The sequence below is a fragment of the Thalassospira lucentensis genome, assembly GCF_032921865.1.
Lineage (GTDB): Bacteria > Pseudomonadota > Alphaproteobacteria > Rhodospirillales > Thalassospiraceae > Thalassospira > Thalassospira lucentensis_A.
In genome coordinates this window covers 1180481-1197983 of sequence record NZ_CP136684.1, presented here as the reverse complement: position 1 = coordinate 1197983, position 17503 = coordinate 1180481, and the positions used below count along the sequence as shown (strand labels likewise).

General features: G+C 53.9%; 19 protein-coding genes. 17 read left to right on the top strand and 2 right to left on the bottom strand.

The window, feature by feature from the left end:
- The first annotated feature begins 13 nt into the window (after positions 1 to 13).
- The 4 genes from R1T41_RS06065 (at position 14) to R1T41_RS06050 (ending at position 4333) form a co-directional block, all read left to right on the top strand.
- Positions 14 to 1186 carry an isovaleryl-CoA dehydrogenase gene (locus R1T41_RS06065; RefSeq protein WP_317340624.1) on the top strand — a complete coding sequence of 391 codons (1173 nt, stop codon included), beginning with the start codon at positions 14 to 16 and terminating at the stop codon, positions 1184 to 1186.
- 29 nt (positions 1187 to 1215) lie between these two features.
- A complete protein-coding gene (locus R1T41_RS06060) occupies positions 1216 to 2403 on the top strand; it encodes an acetyl-CoA C-acyltransferase (RefSeq protein ID WP_317340622.1) in 1188 nt (395 codons plus the stop codon).
- Positions 2404 to 2509: 106 nt separating this feature from the next.
- Positions 2510 to 3130: a carbonic anhydrase gene (locus tag R1T41_RS06055; RefSeq protein ID WP_062951096.1), complete on the top strand. Its 621-nt coding sequence runs from the start codon at positions 2510 to 2512 to the stop codon at positions 3128 to 3130.
- 69 nt (positions 3131 to 3199) lie between these two features.
- The gene (locus tag R1T41_RS06050) at positions 3200 to 4333 is read left to right on the top strand and encodes an acyl-CoA dehydrogenase (protein ID WP_317340619.1); all 1134 of its coding nucleotides are present in this window, start codon (positions 3200 to 3202) and stop codon (positions 4331 to 4333) included.
- On the opposite strand, the gene R1T41_RS06045 is transcribed toward R1T41_RS06050, so the two are convergent.
- On the bottom strand, positions 4330 to 4785 hold the full coding sequence (locus R1T41_RS06045) for a hypothetical protein (protein WP_317340617.1): 456 nt from the start codon (positions 4783 to 4785) through the stop codon (positions 4330 to 4332). The two genes, R1T41_RS06050 and R1T41_RS06045, sit on opposite strands and share 4 nt — an antisense overlap.
- Positions 4786 to 4800: 15 nt before the next feature.
- Positions 4801 to 5805, bottom strand: coding sequence for a phage shock protein operon transcriptional activator (gene pspF / locus R1T41_RS06040; protein ID WP_317340615.1), 1005 nt, complete (start codon positions 5803 to 5805; stop codon positions 4801 to 4803).
- Between the two features lie 169 nt (positions 5806 to 5974).
- Here pspF and pspA point away from each other — a divergent pair, with 169 nt between their 5' ends.
- The 13 genes from pspA (at position 5975) to R1T41_RS05975 (ending at position 17350) form a co-directional block, all read left to right on the top strand.
- Positions 5975 to 6640, top strand: a complete 666-nt coding sequence (pspA, locus tag R1T41_RS06035) for a phage shock protein PspA (protein WP_097051636.1) — start codon at positions 5975 to 5977, stop codon at positions 6638 to 6640.
- A gap of 56 nt (positions 6641 to 6696) precedes the next feature.
- Positions 6697 to 6945, top strand: coding sequence for an envelope stress response membrane protein PspB (gene pspB, locus R1T41_RS06030; RefSeq protein ID WP_097051635.1), 249 nt, complete (start codon positions 6697 to 6699; stop codon positions 6943 to 6945).
- Entirely contained in the window at positions 6942 to 7520 is a 579-nt protein-coding gene (locus R1T41_RS06025) for a hypothetical protein (RefSeq protein WP_317340612.1), read from the top strand. Before pspB ends, R1T41_RS06025 begins: the two co-directional genes overlap by 4 nt.
- A 259-nt stretch (positions 7521 to 7779) precedes the next feature.
- On the top strand, positions 7780 to 9156 hold the full coding sequence (locus R1T41_RS06020; RefSeq protein ID WP_317340610.1) for an ATP-binding protein: 1377 nt from the start codon (positions 7780 to 7782) through the stop codon (positions 9154 to 9156).
- A gap of 107 nt (positions 9157 to 9263) precedes the next feature.
- Positions 9264 to 9833, top strand: a complete 570-nt coding sequence (locus tag R1T41_RS06015) for an EndoU domain-containing protein (RefSeq protein ID WP_317340608.1) — start codon at positions 9264 to 9266, stop codon at positions 9831 to 9833.
- Between the two features lie 37 nt (positions 9834 to 9870).
- Positions 9871 to 10188, top strand: coding sequence for a hypothetical protein (locus R1T41_RS06010; RefSeq protein WP_317340606.1), 318 nt, complete (start codon positions 9871 to 9873; stop codon positions 10186 to 10188).
- 89 nt (positions 10189 to 10277) lie between these two features.
- Complete coding sequence (locus R1T41_RS06005; protein ID WP_317340605.1) at positions 10278 to 11381, top strand: serine hydrolase domain-containing protein; 1104 nt, start codon at positions 10278 to 10280, stop codon at positions 11379 to 11381.
- Between the two features lie 141 nt (positions 11382 to 11522).
- Positions 11523 to 11981, top strand: coding sequence for a MarR family winged helix-turn-helix transcriptional regulator (locus R1T41_RS06000; protein WP_317340603.1), 459 nt, complete (start codon positions 11523 to 11525; stop codon positions 11979 to 11981).
- A 14-nt stretch (positions 11982 to 11995) separates the two neighbouring features.
- Entirely contained in the window at positions 11996 to 14089 is a 2094-nt protein-coding gene (locus R1T41_RS05995; protein WP_317340602.1) for an FUSC family protein, read from the top strand.
- Positions 14086 to 14289, top strand: a complete 204-nt coding sequence (locus R1T41_RS05990) for a DUF1656 domain-containing protein (protein WP_317340600.1) — start codon at positions 14086 to 14088, stop codon at positions 14287 to 14289. The genes R1T41_RS05995 and R1T41_RS05990 overlap by 4 nt, the downstream gene beginning before the upstream one ends.
- A gap of 8 nt (positions 14290 to 14297) precedes the next feature.
- Positions 14298 to 15191 (top strand): HlyD family secretion protein, encoded by an 894-nt coding sequence (locus tag R1T41_RS05985; RefSeq protein ID WP_317340599.1) that lies wholly within the window; start codon positions 14298 to 14300, stop codon positions 15189 to 15191.
- A 143-nt stretch (positions 15192 to 15334) separates the two neighbouring features.
- A complete protein-coding gene (locus tag R1T41_RS05980; RefSeq protein WP_317340598.1) occupies positions 15335 to 16213 on the top strand; it encodes a CoA ester lyase in 879 nt (292 codons plus the stop codon).
- Positions 16214 to 16297: 84 nt separating this feature from the next.
- On the top strand, positions 16298 to 17350 hold the full coding sequence (locus R1T41_RS05975; RefSeq protein ID WP_097051624.1) for a MaoC family dehydratase: 1053 nt from the start codon (positions 16298 to 16300) through the stop codon (positions 17348 to 17350).
- The last annotated feature ends 153 nt before the right edge of the window (positions 17351 to 17503 follow it).

Sequence of the window (17503 nt, the reverse complement as noted above, 5' to 3'; positions counted from 1 at the left end):
CAGGATAATTATCATGGCATTTTTCGAATTTCCCGGATTGAAATTTGATCTAGGTGAGACCGCAGAAGCGATCCGCGAAACCGTTTCATCCTTTGCTGAGGCCGAAATCGCGCCGCGTGCTGCCGAGATTGATGAGAAAAATGAATTCCCCAATGATCTGTGGCGCAAATTTGGTGATCTCGGTCTGTTGGGTATGACGGTTCCCGAGGAAGATGGTGGCACCGGCCTTGGCTATCTTGAACATGTGATTGCCATGGAAGAAATCAGCCGCGCATCGGCCTCGGTTGCTCTTTCCTATGGGGCCCATTCCAACCTGTGCGTCAATCAGATCAAGCGTAACGCCAATGCCGAACAAAAGGCAAAGTATCTGCCGAAGCTGATGAGTGGCGAGCATGTCGGTGCGCTGGCCATGAGCGAGCCGGGGGCCGGTTCGGATGTGGTATCGATGAAGTTGCGTGCCGAGAAAAAGGGCGACCGTTTCATCCTGAACGGCAACAAGATGTGGATCACCAATGGCCCGGATGCCGATACGCTGGTGGTTTATGCCAAAACCGATATCGATGCCGGTCCCAAGGGAATTACGGCTTTTATCATTGAAAAAGGTTTCAAGGGGTTCTCGACCGCGCAGAAGCTCGACAAGCTTGGCATGCGGGGCTCCAACACCTGTGAACTGGTGTTTCAGGATTGCGAAGTGCCCGAGCAAAACATTCTTGGCAATCTGAATGGCGGTGTCCGCGTTTTGATGAGCGGCCTTGATTACGAGCGTGCTGTTCTGGCAGCAGGCCCGACCGGTATCATGCGCGCCTGCATGGATGTGGTCGTGCCTTATATTCACGAACGCAAACAGTTCGGCAAGGCGATTGGCGAGTTTCAGCTAATGCAGGGCAAGATTGCCGATATGTACACCACAATGAATGCCTGCCGCGCCTATGTTTACGAAGTTGCCAAGGCATGTGATCGTGGTGAAACATCGCGCAAGGATGCCGCTGGTGTGATCCTTTATGCTGCGGAAAAAGCAACTTGGATGGCGCTTGAAGCCATTCAGACGCTGGGTGGCAATGGCTATATCAACGAATATCCGACCGGCCGCCTGTTGCGCGATGCCAAGCTTTATGAAATCGGTGCTGGAACAAGCGAAATCCGTCGCATGTTGATCGGCCGTGAGCTTTTTGGCGAAACCGCCTAATCCCCTATTTGGAATACAGGATCAGATTCATGAGCAATTCAGACCCCATCGTTATCGTTTCCTGCGCCAGAACCCCGATGGGCGGCATGCAGGGTGATTTTGCAACCGTTACCGCATCCGAACTGGGCGGCGTTGCCATCAAGGCCGCGCTTGAACGTGGCGGTGTTGCAGCCGACGATGTAGACGAAGTCATCATGGGTAACGTTCTGCCCGCCGGTCAGGGGCAGGCCCCGGCGCGTCAGGCCGCATGGAATGCAGGCATCCCGCGTTCCGCCGGTGCAACGACGATCAACAAGATGTGCGGATCGGGCATGAAAGCCGTGATGTTTGCTCATGATATTCTGTGTGCCGGCAGTGCCGATGTCATGGTCGTTGGTGGTATGGAAAGCATGACCAATGCACCCTTCCTGCTGCCCAATATGCGTAGTGGTCAGCGTTACGGTCATACCGAGGTCTATGATCACATGGCGCTGGATGGGCTTGAGGATGCCTATGAAAAGGGTCGTTCGATGGGTACCTTTGCCGAGGCGACGGTTGATAAATATGGCTTTACCCGTGAACAGCAGGATGATTATGCAATCACGTCACTGACGCGTGCACAGAATGCGGCAAATGCCGGGCATTTCGATACGGAAATTGCCCCGGTGTCATTTACCACCCGTAAAGGCGATGTAACCATTTCCGCCGATGAACAGCCGCCCAAAGCGAAACCGGAAAAAATCCCGACCTTGCGTCCGGCATTCCGTAAGGACGGTACCGTGACAGCGGCTCATTCGGCATCCATTTCGGACGGAGCGGCGGCAATGGTAATGATGCGCCAGTCCGAGGCAGAAAAACGTGGTTTGAAACCTTTGGCGAAAATCATGGGACATGCAACCCATGCGCAAGAGCCGTGCTGGTTCACAACCGCCCCGATTGACTCGATTAAAAAAGTGCTGGCGAAAACCGGTTGGGCCAAGGATGACGTTGATCTTTGGGAAATCAACGAAGCCTTTGCTGTGGTGGCAATGGCCGCCATGCGTGATCTCGACCTTGACCATGGCAAAGTCAATATCCATGGCGGTGCCTGTGCGCTTGGCCATCCGATTGGTGCGACCGGTGCACGTCTGCTGGTGACTTTGATCCATGCACTTAAAACCCATGGTGGAACCAAGGGGGTGGCATCACTTTGTATTGGTGGTGGCGAAGCAACTGCGGTCGCCATAGAGCTTTTGTGAGCCAGATTAAAGTTGTTCTAAAAATCAGTGATTGGGGCTACCAACTTGCGCGAATTCACCCTATTTTGTCGCCAGAGTGATTGACGAGGATGAGGGAATTCGCGTGATGTCAAAACCGACAGTCGACCGGATGCTTGCCGGATTTAAAAGCTTCAAGGCGATGTATTACGAGCAACGCCCTGAACGAGTAGAAGATTTGGTCAATATGGGCCAAAAGCCGGAAGTTCTGCTGATTGCCTGTTCGGACTCCCGTGTTGATCCGGCGATTTTGACTAATGCCGAACCGGGTGAGATGTTCGTCGTTCGTAACGTGGCAAACCTGGTGCCGCCTTATGAGCCTGACGAGAATTATCACGGAACGTCGGCTGCAATCGAATTTGCCGTTCGCGATCTTAAGGTCAAGGATATCGTCATTCTTGGTCATTCGGGATGTGGCGGTATGGCGGCTTTGGTCGAGCATGGTGACGCGGGCAAGGTGCCTGATCGTGACTTTATCGGCGAATGGGTCAGCATTGCGAAATGCTGCCTCCATCACGGGCCGGATGTGGATAAGGTGTCCCGGCATTCGATCCGTAATTCGCTTGAAAATCTTATGACGTTCCCGTTCATCAAGGAGCGGGTCGATGCCGGTGACCTTAACCTGCATGGTTGGTGGTACGGCATGAAAGAAGGGATCCTGTGGCGCTTTGATGCCGAGCAGGACAAATTTGTTCAGGGCGAAGAATAGGCCCGGCCTGATGAAAACGATCTTCTGATCGCATGGCTGGTGCATCGCCCAATTGGGAGGGTGACCGCCATGCGGTTGGAAGAACATCAAATCATGGTGCGCGATACCGCGCGCGAGTTCGCCGAAAATGAACTCAAACCTCACGCCGCAAAATGGGACATCCACCATACCTTCCCGGCCGAAGCGATTGCCGGGCTGGGTGAGCTTGGTTTTTTGGGCATGCTCGTGCCCGAAGAATATGGCGGGGCGGGCATGGATCATGTCGCCTATGCGCTGGCGTTAGAAGAAATTGCTGCGGGCGACGGTGCAACATCGACCATCATGTCGGTACACAATTCGGTTGGTTGCATGCCAATCCTGAAATTTGGCACCGAAAATCAGAAAGAAAAATATCTGGTCCCGATGGCGCGTGGCGAAAAGATCGGCGCATTTTGCCTGACCGAACCTCAGGCCGGATCAGATGCCAGTGCACTGCGCACGCGTGCCGTGCGCGACGGAGACGACTGGATTATCAACGGCTCCAAACAATTCATCACATCGGGCAGTGAAGGCGATGTTGCGATTGTGTTTGCTGTGACAGACCCGGAAGCAGGCAAACGTGGCATTTCCGCCTTTATCGTGCCCACCGATACGCCGGGCTATGTGGTGTCACGGGTCGAGGAAAAGCTTGGACAGAATGCATCGGATACCTGCCAGATCACCTTTGTTGAATGCCGCGTTCCGGCGGAAAAGATGCTGGGTGAAGAGGGTCAGGGGTACAAGATCGCGCTTGCGAACCTTGAGGGCGGGCGCATCGGTATTGCCGCCCAGTCGGTCGGCATGGCGCGTGCTGCGTTCGAAGCTGCGCGCGATTACGCCAATGAGCGCGAAACGTTCGGTAAAAAGATCATTGATCATCAGGCGGTGGCATTCCGCCTTGCCGATATGGCTACCAAAATCGATGCGGCACGGTTGCTGGTGCATCGTGCAGCAGCGTTGCGCGATGATGGCAAGCCCTGCCTGACCGAGGCCTGCATGGCAAAGCTTTATGCGTCCGAAATTGCCGAACAGGTTTGCTCTGCCGCGATCCAGATTCACGGTGGCTACGGATATCTGAAAGACTTCCCGGTCGAACGGATTTACCGTGATGTCCGGGTGTGCCAGATCTATGAAGGCACATCCGACATCCAGCGTATGGTGATCGCGCGGTCGCTGGCCGATTAAATGCCGGGTGGTGGGCCAAATCGATCTAGATAGCGTTCGGCGCGGGGCAATGCGTTGTGAAGAAACTGATCTGGTTCGCGTAACCAAAGGCCTTTGATTTCCTTTGATTTTTGCTCCGATATCAGAACGTTACGAGGTAGCAGGGTAAGTTCTGCATTCCATTCCGGCCAGCGTTGTCTCGCCCGCTTGAAATAATGGGCGATTAGGTCGGTGCGCTTGCTATAACCATGATAGTCAAACGCCCACTCGTTCCATATGACGATAATATGGCTGCCGGTATAACCTTCAAACGGGCGCAGCCAGAGTGGCTGCATTGTCCTTGTTGTGTGCCGATCAAGAAAGGCGTGTGCGAGAATGTGACACGCACCGCAGGCAAAAAAGACCCTGTCGGGTAGGTTCCAGCGTTTGGCTGGATCGGATTTGCAGTAATTTTTGGTACGGGGCTGATACATGCCTGTGTTCCGGGTCTATTTTCCGGGATGCAGTTTGTGTTTGTCTAGTAATCGGCGGAACTGATGATAATTCAGGCTGAGTTGTTTGGCGGCTTCGGTCTGATTGTTGGCGTTGTCTGCCAGTGCCTTTTCCAGAAGGCGAATTTCGAAGGCTGCGACTTCTGATTTGAAGTCGATGCCGGTTTCGTCACCTGAGTTTTGGGGCGCAGCCTTGGCCGGGGCGGCGGTTTTGGCTCCGGTTTCGGACCAGATGTTGGCAAAGGGATCAAGTACGATACGCCCAAGCGGGTTTTCGTCATCTTCAGCCAGATAAAGGCTGCGTTCAACCGCGTTGCGCAATTCGCGGACATTGCCCGGCCATGAATGGGTCAGAAGCTGTCGTGCTGCGGCGGGGGTAAAGCCGGCGAAAACGGAACGTGACAGGCGCTTGGTCATTTCAAGGGCGAATTGTTCGGCAAGCGGCAGAATATCATCGGATCGTTCTCGAAGTGGCGGTACGGCAATTACATCAAAGGCAAGGCGATCAAGCAGGTCGGCGCGGAATTTTCCCTGATGGGCCAGTTCGCGCAGATTTTCATTGGTGACGCCAATCACGCGGGTATCGACTTCAATTACGTCAGAGCCGCCAACGCGTTCTATTTCACCGTATTCAACAACGCGCAGAAGCTTTTCCTGCACCATGGGGCTGGCGGTGGCGATTTCGTCCAGAATAATGGTGCCGCCATGTGCGCGTTCAAATCGTCCGACATGGCGTTTGGTGGCTCCGGTAAACGCGCCGGCTTCGTGACCAAACAACTCGGTATCAAGCAGCGTTTCGGACAGGGCCGCGCAATTGACTTTGATCAGAGGGCCTCCCCAGCGTCGGGACAAGTAATGCAGGCGTGATGCAATCAGCTCCTTGCCCGACCCGCGTTCGCCGATCACCAGACACGGCCGTTCAATCGGCGCCAGACGTGAAACATGTTCAAGGGCGGCCAGAAAAACGGGGTCTTCGCCCAAGATTGGTTGTAAACTGTCCATTTCGCGAAAAACGTTATCGAAAAACGATATTAAAGTCGCGAAAAATATAACTTTCCAAGAGTGATGATATGTTAAATCATTGATTTTGTTGAAAAATAAAACTGGCACGCTGCCTGCAATAGTTGGATCAGAATTTTTGCGTCCCCCGTATTCTTAAGGAGATCAGACAATGGGCGTGTTCTCGCGTTTGTCCGATATCGTAAATGCCAATATCAACTCGCTTCTGGATCGTGCTGAAGATCCGGAGAAAATGGTTCGATTGATGATCCAGGAAATGGAAGATACCCTGGTCGAAGTTCGTTCCGCTGCCGTCAAGGCGATTGCCGACAAGAAGGAAGTAGAGCGCAAGCTCAAGAAACTTCATGACGGTCAGCTTGAGTGGGAAGGCAAAGCAGAATTTGCCATTTCCAAAGGCCGTGATGATCTGGCGAAAGGTGCGCTGATGGCGCGTCGCCGTCTGGCCGATCAGAGTGTCGTGCTGGAGCGCGAGCTTGAAGTGATCGAGGAAACGCTTGGCAAGTTCGATGATGATCTGAACAAGCTTCAGAACAAGCTTAACGAAGCCAAGGGCAAGCAGCGTGCAGTTGAAATCCGCATGCAGACCGCCGAAAAGCGTGTCAAGATGCGTGAAAAGCTGCATTCCGGTCAGATCGACGAAGCGCTTCTGCGCTATGAGCAGATGGAGCGTCGCATTGACGAGCTTGAAGCTGGCGCGGACTCCTGGGACCTTGGTCGCGGGCAGAGCCTTGAAGAGCAGTTCGATGATCTTGAAGCCGAGCTCGGGATCGAGGACGATCTGAAAGAGCTTAAGGCTCGGGTCAAAAAAGACAAATAATCAGCGGTTTGCGTGTTTCGATGCGATAAGCTGCAACAAAGGTTGAGCTGACTGAAATGTGGGCGATTGCTGTACCGCTAATTGTGTTTGTTGTCGTTGTCGGTCCGGTATGGGTTGTGTTTCACTACATAACACTCTGGAAACGGATGAAAGCCGAACAGCAAAAATCCAGTCCGGAACAGGTGGCGAAGGAAAAGGAAATCGTCGCCATGCTGAAAGGCCGGGCAGAACGCCTTGAAAATCGTGTCGAAACACTTGAACGCCTGTTGGATGCCGAGGTTGCCGAATGGAGGAACAGGATATGACTGCCCAGCAAGCTGCTGCCGGTGCCGGTTATCAGCGCGGTCACAAGAAACATCGTCATGGCGGATGCCGTTTCCGGCATCATGACCAGGATGGCAAGGAATGCGGTGGCGTCATTCGCAGGACAACACGCGGGATCGCGGAGAAGTTCGGTATCCCGCGCAAAGGGGTTCTGATCGCCTTCATCCTGATCCTGATTTTCAGCTTCCCTGTCGGTGTGATGCTGTTTGCCCTTGCATGGGCCTATGTGCATCATCCGGAATGGTTTGATGGTCTGCGCGGCAAATTCCGCGGGGCCGGTCGCCCGGGAACATATAATGCCTCGACCACGCATGCCGGTGCGATCGAAGAACGTCCGACCATGGGTGTCGATTTCGAGGAGCCCTGGATGGAAGATCTTCGTGAGAAATTCGATGATCTCGAACGTCGGACCGGTTCGATGGAGGGTTATGTGGCTTCCGGCGATTACCGGCTCGCTTCCGAGCTTGAAAAGATGAAAAAGAACGATGCCAGCGACAAGAATGATGTCGATGGTAAAGCTGACGACGCTTCATCCTCCCCCAACGATAAAGCGTAACGCATGCTGTGATGTTGCCGGTATCAATCCCCCCTGCCATGCAGTGATACCGCATGATATTCAGCATTGCTGCCTGACCGGGCCTGTTTTGCAGGCCCGGTTTCTTTTTGAGGAGCTTGGATTAATCGCAAGTATTTGCTGAAAAATACCGAAATAGCGTTTATCACTATACCTAATTTAAAGGTTTTCCCGGTTAGCTTGATGCCGAACGTGCGGCGGGCATGCCGGAAAATCAGCCGGAAAACGGGGTGGGGTGATAATGGCGACCATGATTGAACATCCGGGCGAGCAGGACTTCCTGCACCGGCTGATGCTTGATAATCCATGGTGGGATGGCATCACCGACGATCTGGTTCATGATCTGCCGCAACGTGCCTTTTTCAAACGGTTCTGGACGGCGATTGAAAAGAATGACGGATCAAAGGCCGTTGTTTTAACCGGGCCACGTGGGGTTGGCAAAACCGTCATGCTGCGTCAGGCGGTGGCTGAATTGCTGAATGCTGATACCCCGCGACGTCATGTTTGCTACATCTCGCTTGAACATCCGCTGTTTCTGGAAATCGACCTGCCGCGTCTGCCAAAGCTTCTGCGTTCGATGCGGGGCATATCGGCAGACCATCCGCTATGGCTGTTTATCGACGAGGTTTCCTATCAGCGTGACTGGGAAGACCGGATCGCGAAATTGCTGGTCGCTGATCCGATGTTGCGCGTGGTCGCGGTTAGCGCGCTGGCGCCAAAGAAGGATGCACTTGGTCATATTCAAAGCCTGTTTTTACCGCCCTTCAGTTTTGCCGAATATCTTGAGCAGCGCGGGATCGCGCCATCGGATGTGTTGCCGCAAACCCCGAATGTAGGGCGCTATACCGCCGATATTCCCGATGGCCTGATCGAGCTTAACGATCTGTTCGAGGCCTATATCAATGAAGGTGGCTTCCACGATCGTGATGGCGAGGCAGGATCAATCCATCGGTCACTTCATTCGGATCTTCCGGGGCTGCATGGCATTTCAAGCCCGTCGGATCTCCATCGGCTGTTTGTGCTTCTTGCCTATAACACGGGTGCAGAATTTTCGATCGAGACACTGGCGCGCGAGCTTGATATCGCCAAAAACACGCTGCGCCGTTATCTTGAATATCTTGAAAGTGCGTGGCTGGTTCGCAGGCTTGAGCGAGTTGATCAGGACGCCAAGCCATTTCAGCGCGCGGTGGCGTTCAAGGTGCATTTGATCCATCCGGGTCTTCGGACCGGCCTGATCGGTGCCAAGGCGATGGATAGCGGAACTATTACCCGGTTGGCGGAAACAGCGATCCAGACCCAGTTCCTGACATCAAGTGCGGGGATTGAAAGCCTGTATTACGCACGCTGGGGGCATTACGAGGTGCCGTTTGTCTTCCTTGACCGGCGCAGCGGAACACCGCTTTTTGCCTATCACTGTCTGTGGCGGGATGAAGGTATTCGCAAACCCAGGGAAATCCGCGCACTGGTCAATTTCCGCACCAGTCATGCCTTGCCACTTGGGGCATTCGTCCTGACCAAGGCGCAATGGCATGGCGGTAAAATCGGTGGCGTGCCAATGCGTTTTGAACCTGCGAGTGTCCTGGCACTTCGGATCGGGCTGGAATTCTCGCAGCTCTAATGTCGTGGCTTCACAGTGCAGGGTTGGTGGCGTCTGTTCCGGGCAGTATGTCGCGGCCCTGACGGTTGCGACAGGAACTGCATAGGACAAGGCAAAGGAGGTCGTTTATGACGACACTTTCAAAGCTTTCCCGAACTTTCGCAGCCGCGACCCTGCTGGTTTGTGGGCTGTTTATGCTCAGTGCTGCATCTGCAACGGCACAGATTGCGTGCCCGGTCGGCACGATCACAAATGCCGGCCTGCCCGACATCAATGGCGACCATGTTTTCTGTGGTGAGATTAATGGCAAAGGCAAAGCTGTCGGTTTCCACTCCCGCCCCGGAGGAAATAATCCTGCGGGTGGGGGGATTACGAATGTTGTGATCACCCAGACAGCGAACCCGATGGGAATTTACAACATATCCTTCGATAAGAACGGGGTTCCGAAATCGATTTCTACCATGTTCCCCGATAGCTGTTCCCAGGATGAGGTTGTGAACTCCATCCTTTATGCTGAAGCCAATCAGGAAGCATGTCCGACCGGGGCACCCGGTTGGGTGGTGTGCGGAAAAAACCGACCCGATCCGGTGTTGGCGACACAGGGGCCGTATTGTGAAGGTGATGACGATTCAAAACGTTTCTATATTGCGGTAGGGATCAATGGTGGAAACATCAACACCGCGTTCCCGCTGCGTTAACCGCGAAATGTGAGGCTTGAAAATGGCAGGCGGTGAAATGATGGTACCCGATTGGCCAGGCAGGATTGTTGGCGATGAAGGGCATGATCGCATCGCCGCCTGTCTTGTTCTGGATATTCAGAATGCGCCGGAATGGGCGCAAGTCGTGCTTGATCGGGTAGATGCCATCATCAATGGCGACGAAGGCCATTGGGAGATGGCAATGAATGCCTATATTTTAAAAGTGGACCCGGCCATTTGTGAAATTGCCCCGGCATATGAAGAGCAGGGCGAGGAGATTGTCTGGGTGCCGTCTTCGGAATTTCGTGCAGCACTGGTCTCATGGATAAAACAGATGGATAAATCAACGGGTTAACCAGCCGATAAGCAATTTGATCAATGCTGGCGCCAAATTTGACGTTTTGCGGGGACAAAATCGTGATTGCAGGCCTTTGGCGGCTTTGGATGCCGGTGCTTTTTATGCTGATCGCCGCGCTATCGGCATCGCAGGTGGCGTATGCCGCGGAAAAAACAGAACCGGGCGATCCGCTGGTCAAATTTCTGCGGCAATATGTCGAGCAGGCCGGTTTGCCGGGGGCAGTGATCGGCATTGGTTATGGTGACGGCCAGATGCGCTTCGCCGCGACCGGATATGCTGCGGTAAATCCTGACAAGGGCATGACCCGGGAAAGGCAGTTCTATATCGGGTCGCTGACCAAGATGATGACCGCGGTGGTCGTGTTGCAGCTGGCATCTGAAAAGCGGATTGATCTTGCTGATCCGATTGCCAAATGGCTTCCCGAAGAGTTTCGCGACAAGATTGCCAACGCCAGAATTGCCACCATCCGCGATCTTTTGCGCAACAGCTCGGGCATTCCCGATTATCTGGATGGGGAGTTTTTCTTTGAGCTGGTTGGGCGCGATCCCCAGCATGGATGGCGTAATCGCGAATTGCTGCCGCTGATTGCGGGCCGCGAGGCACATTTCAAGCCCGGAACGCAATATAATCCGTCTAACAGCAATTACATCCTGCTGGGCGTTTTGATTGAGCAGGTCGAGGGTGATCATATCGAAGCAGTGTTTAATCGGCGGATTTTCGAACCCGCTGAAATGCGCAATACATCCTTTGGCCGGTATCCGCGACCCGATGATCTGGCGCGTGGTTTCGATGATGCCAATGGGGATGGCAAGCTTGAGGATGTGACTGATTTTGATGTTGGTGATCAGTTAGCCGATGGCGGGGTGATTTCAACTGCAGAAGACCTTTTGAAATTCGGGCGGGCTCTGTTTGCAGATGGCATTCTGCTTGGCTCGAATGCACTGGAACGTGCGACGACCGATACGCTGTTTGCCGGGGAAGGTTCCTATGGCTATGGCATGATGATCGGCAATACCGACTGGGGTCCGGTCTGGGGACATGATGGAATTTATTTCGGGTATTCCGCGGAATTTTCGTGGTTTCCGAAGCAGGGTGTCACGATTGTTTTTCTGTCCAATGGTCGGGCGTTAAACGAGGTGCCACCTGTGACGGGTCTGCTGTTGTCGGGCCTGTTTGGTAAGGCTCAATAGCGCGGCCATTGTTTAACTCATTGAATATAGATTGATAATTTTCATTCTGCCATGTGCAGGGGTGGATTTATGCCCGTGACGCATAACAGATAGGATTATAATAGTTAGAATCCTATCTAATTTTTCTGTTATGTTTTGCGCATGGAAAACAATGATCCCGATACCCCTTATCTGAGCCTTGGAAGCACGTTGATGCGTGTCGCACGCTGTTGGCGGCGCGAGATTGACCGCACATTGCAGTCGCATGGGCTGTCTCAAACCATGGTGATGCCCCTGATTGTTCTCAATCGGGCAGCCGGTCCGGTGCGGCAAGGTTTGATCGCAGATGAGATAGGTGTTGAAGGCCCATCGCTTGTGCGGGTTATTGATGCGCTGGAACGCGACGGGCTCATTTCCCGGGTTTGCGATCTGAGCGACCGGCGTGCCAAAATGGTTGCGCTGACGGCAGCAGGCAAAGACAAAGCCGCCGAGATCGAAGTCATTCTTGCCGATATCCGCAACGAACTGACGGTGGATATCGACCCCGAAAATCTTGCGACCACGCTTGATGTCATGCAGCAATTGCTTGGCAAGCTGGCGCAACGCGACAGCGAAGCTTAGAGGAGGGGGACAGGATGTTTGCAAATATTCTTGCCCTGCGTCTCAAAGGTGCTGACTGGCTGTTTTCGGCAAAAACGTTTGCTGCTGCGGTTCTTGCATTATTCATTGCGCTGGCATTTGATCTTGATCGGCCTGTCTGGGCGATGGCAACGGTCTATATCGTTGCCCATCCTTTGTCCGGTGTTCTGGCGTCCAAGGCGATTTATCGTGTCATCGGTACGATCATTGGGGCGGTTGCGGCCATTGTGCTGGTGCCGAACCTTGTGAATGCGCCTGTTCTGCTTTCGCTTGCGCTCGCTCTTTGGGTTGGGGGCTGTCTTTATCTTTCCCGACTGGACAGGACGCCCAAAAGCTACCTTTTCATGCTGGCGGGCTATACCGCAGCGATTGTCGGTTTTCCGTGCGTAACGGACCCCGGGATTATTTTTGATACGGCCGTTGCGCGTGTCCAGGAAATTTCGCTTGGCATCATTTGTGCCACACTTGTCAGTCATATCATTTTCCCACGCCATGTCGGACCGGTCGTCGCGGCACGGATTGATGGCTGGATGGGCGATATTGCCGACCTAGCAAAGCTAAGTTTTGATGCCGGTTCTGATCCTGAAAAATTGCATCAGGACCGGACACGCATCGCGGCAGATATTGGTGAATTGCACGGGCTTTCTGTTCATCTGGGATATGAAAAGTCCCGATTTGCTGGGCGAACCCGCCAATTGCAGGCCCTGCAAAGCGCGATAGCCGCTCTTTTGCCTGTGTTTTTCGCCGTTCATGACAGAATAACAGCGCTTGTCGATTACAGTGGGAGCGTCCCCAAAGATTTGCGGGCCATTCTCGATGATGTTGCGATCCATATGGCAACCGGCCACTACGATGGATCGTCAGCGCAGGCGCTTCATACGCGAATTGCCGCATATGGTGCCGAGTTCTCGAATGCATCGGAATGGGATGGCTTGTTGCAGCTTAATCTTTGTAATCGTCTGCATCGGCTTTTGAATTTTTATTCAGATTGCTGCCGGTTGTGGGATGGGTTGCGTGTCGACAATGTTCCAGCCGACGTCGTGGATCGCTGGCGTGATAGTGCGCAGGAGCGGGCTTTGCATCGCGATTACGGTGTTGCGTTCCGGTCCGGCCTGACGGCGGTGATTGCAACCTTGCTTGTGTGCGGTTTCTGGATCATGACGGCATGGCCTGCGGGTGGGACGGCGGCGATGATGGCAGCAGTCGGTGCCAGTATCATGTCGTTCCTTGATAATCCCGTTCCGGCCTTAAAGGGCTTCATCCGTTATACTGCGATGGCAATTGTTGCAGTGATTATCTACAGCCTTGCGATTTTGCCCGCTATCGATGGTTTCCCGCTCCTTGTGATGGCGTTTGCACCCTATTTCCTTTTGCTGGGAGTGTTGATGACTTCGCCGCAGACCTATGGGTTTGCTCTGGCGATGCTGGTCAATGTTGTGATGATCCTGAATGTCGATACCAGTTACAGCAGCGATTTTGCGACTTTGCTCGATGGCGGAATTGCTTCTCTTGCCGGTTTTGCAGTTGCCGCGGTCGTGACGGCTTTTGTCCGTAGCGTGACGGTAGATGACAGTATCCGGCGTCTGGTGATGTCGAACTGGCGCGATATCAGTGCAATCGCGCGCGGGACGGTCAGCTTGCCACGGATGGTTATGGTCCGTCGCCTGCTGGATCGGCAGGGATTGATTTTGCCGAGGCTGGCACTCGCACCGGACCATCGCGACACCCTGATGCGCGCAATGCCCGAGGTTTCAATCGCGGCCAGCATTTATGACCTGCGTCGTTTCAAGGAGCTGGCGGATCGGCGCATCGCAGCAAAGCTTGATGGCGTTTTGCGTAACATGGCCCGACATTTCGATAATCGTCGTCATGACTTCTCCGCACTGCCCGATCCGCTGATCGTTGAAGAAGTCGACAATATCCTGCGCGACGTGGTGGCGATTTCGCCCTCACCATTGCGTGGTAAATTGCTGATCCCTTTGATTGCGCTACGTCGTGCCTTGTCTCGGACCGGTGCGCCAAAGCTGGATCGCCCGGCAGAAAAGGCACTTGTGCCTGACCTGCCACCCCTGATGGGAGAAACCGCATGATCAATCCGACGGTCGATATTTATGGCGTGTTTGTACCCGCCTTTCTGCTCATGGCGCTTGGCGCCTGGTTCTTTCTGAAAGTGCTGCATGTTGGCCTTGCGCGGATCGGTTTTTACAAGATAACCGCGCATCCTGCTTTGACGGATCTGGCCCTGTTCGTGCTGATCCTGGTCGCGCTTTCGGCATTGTTTGTTCAATAGGTGATGATATGAAACCGACTTTTGCCAATTTTCTCCGTGTTTTGGTGACGCTTGTTCTTGTTCTGGCGGCATCGGCTGGCGGTTATCAGCTGTATGATTACTATATGAATTCCCCTTGGACGCGAGATGGCCGGGTTAGTGCCGATGTTGTTGCGATTGCACCGGATATCGCCGGGCTGGTCAGTGAGGTGCATGTTAGCGATAACCAGATTGTTCGCGCCGGGGATTTGCTGTTTTCCATTGATCCCGCCCGGTATCAGGTGGCCGTCGATCAGGCACAGGCGAAGCTTGAAAGTGCCATCGCCGCACGGGATCAGGCCCAGCGTGAAATGAAACGCTACAAGGGGCTGGATAGCGACGTTGTATCGCGCCAGAAAAAAGAACAGGTTGCAACTAACCTTGCCACTGCACAAGCAGATATGGATCTGGCCAAGGCCGATCTTGACCTTGCGGTTTTGAATTTGTCGCGGACCAAGGTTGTTGCCCCGGTGGATGGCATCCTGACAAATTTCTCGTTGCGTCGGGGAAACTATGTTGGTGCAGGGCAGGCGATTGCTGCTCTGGTCGATAGCCAGTCATTCTATGTCGCTGGTTATTTCGAGGAAACCAAACTGCCGCGTATCGCAATCGGTGATCAGGTCGAAGTCCGTCTGATGGGAGAAGATGACGCTATTTATGGTCATGTGGTCAGCATTGCGGGCGGTATTCAGGATAGTGAACGGTCGGGTGCAGGCGGAAACCTTGCAAATGTCAAACCGACCTTCAGCTGGGTCCGTCTGGCGCAGCGCGTACCTGTGCGCGTTTCGCTTGATAACGTCCCTGAAAATGTCCGGTTGGTTGCTGGGCGTAGTGCGACGGTGACGGTGATGGGGGCACGTGGTGCCACTTTCCCGAACCTTTGATGCACGAGATTGTTAGGCCATTTTCTGATTGGCAATGTTATGCCGCAACGCAAAAGATGGCTTGCAGTGCAAAACAAGTTTCGGTAATTTTCGGAAACAATATCGATAATTATTGAACAAAAATTATCAAACGGGAGTTCCAGATGGCTGCAACCGCACGTCCACGTCGCAGTGTTCTTTATATGCCGGGCTCCAATGCCCGGGCGCTGGAAAAGGGACGCAGCCTGCCTGCTGATGGCCTGATCCTTGATCTTGAGGACGCAGTGGCCCCCGATGCAAAGGATGTGGCGCGCAATCAGATTGTTTCCGCGCTGGCGGAGGGCGGTTATGGCAAACGTGAAATCCAGATCAGGACCAACGGATTAAATACCCCGTGGGGATATGCCGATATCGTGGCTGCGGCCAAAACATCGGCTGATGCCATTCTGCTGCCCAAGGTCGAGAGTGCTGATACGGTCCGGCAGGTCGCGACCATCATGGAGGCCGAAGGCGCGCACGCAGATATGCGTATCTGGTGCATGATGGAAACGCCACTTGCGATGCTTGATGCCAGAGAAATTGCAGGTGCTCACCCGCGTCTTGGTGGTTTTGTGATGGGAACATCCGATCTGGCGAAGGATCTGAACTGTGCCCATACGCCTGATCGTTTGCCGATGATAACAAGCCTTGGTCTTTGTCTGCTGGCAGCACGTGCCTATGGCCTTGCGATTCTTGATGGCGTTCATCTTGATCTTTCGGATGATGATGGTTTTGCCGCGTCCTGTAAGCAGGGGCGCGAAATGGGATTTGATGGCAAAACACTGATCCATCCCAAAACCATTTCTGCTGCCAATACCGCATTTGCCCCCGCCGAAACCGAGATTGCCTGGGCACGCAAGATCATCGCAGCCCATCAGGAAGCAGCCCAAGAGGGCAAAGGCGTTGTCGTGGTGGATGGCAAGCTGATCGAGAATTTGCATGTGGTTTCGGCCAAACGTCTGGTCGCGATGGCCGATCAGATTGCGGAAATGGACACGGCTTAAGCCCGGCCACATGGCCGGATAAAAAAGCGAAAAGCAACGGCTTCCAGCCCGTCAGACCAAGCGCCATACATGCAGGGAGGCACCATGGCATCGAAAACAAATCCCGGAAATTACTTTGAGGATTTCCGTATTGGTCAGGAAATCCGCCACGCGACACCGCGCACGATTACGAGCGGCGATGTCGCCCTTTATACCGGGCTTTATGGTTCCCGTTTTGCGGTGCAGTCATCGGATGAATTTGCCCGCCGGATCGGGTTCGATGGCGCGCCGGTGGATGATCTTCTGGCATTTCACATGGTTTTTGGCAAAACCGTGCCGGATGTGTCGTTAAATGCGGTTGCCAATCTTGGTTATGCGGGCGGGGTATTTGGCGCGCCGGTCTATCCGGGGGATACGGTCGGCACGGTATCGACCGTGATCGGGCTCAAGGAAAACTCGAACGGCAAGACCGGGGTGGTTTACGTCAACTCCGTCGGTCGTAATCAGCGTGGCGAGATGGTGCTGGATTACAATCGCTGGGTCATGGTGCACAAACGTGATGAAAGCGCACCGACACCTGAAACTGTACTTCCTGAATTGCCGGGTGTTGTTGCGCCCGAGGCATTGCAAATCCCCAAAAGCCTCGATCTGTCGGCCTATGATTTTGAATTGGCTGGATCGCCCCATTGCTGGGATGACTATGCGATTGGCGAGAAAATCGATCACATTGATGGCATGACCATCGAGGAAGCCGAGCACCAGATCGCCACCCGGCTTTACCAGAACACGGCCAAGGTCCACTTTGATCAGGTCGCGGCAGGTGCCGGGCGGTTTGGCAAGCGGCTGATTTATGGCGGGCACATCATTTCACTGGCACGGGCATTGTCCTTTAACGGGCTTGGCAACGGTTTCCGAATTGCCGCGATTAATGCGGGTGCGCATGCCAATCCGGCCTTTGCCGGGGATACGGTGTTTGCCTGGACCGAGGTGCTCGACAAGTTTGAAATTCCGGGACGGCGTGACTTGGGGGCCCTTCGTTTGCGTCTTGTTGCGGTGCGGGATGGTCAGGCATCTGACTTTCCGTTACGTGACGCCGAAGGAAAATATGACTCCGGCGTTCTTCTGGACTTTGATTATACGGTTTTAATTCCCAGATAATCTGGCAGCTGCAGTCTTGCGTAATAAGGTCTAATTGTGCGATTGCTAAAAGCACGTTACGCCGTTTTCTGCGTAAAGGGGAAACCCTTGGCCCTTCCCGCGGGTCGCAAACGGCATATGAGAGGTCAACCTACGTAGTTTAACCGAGGCGAA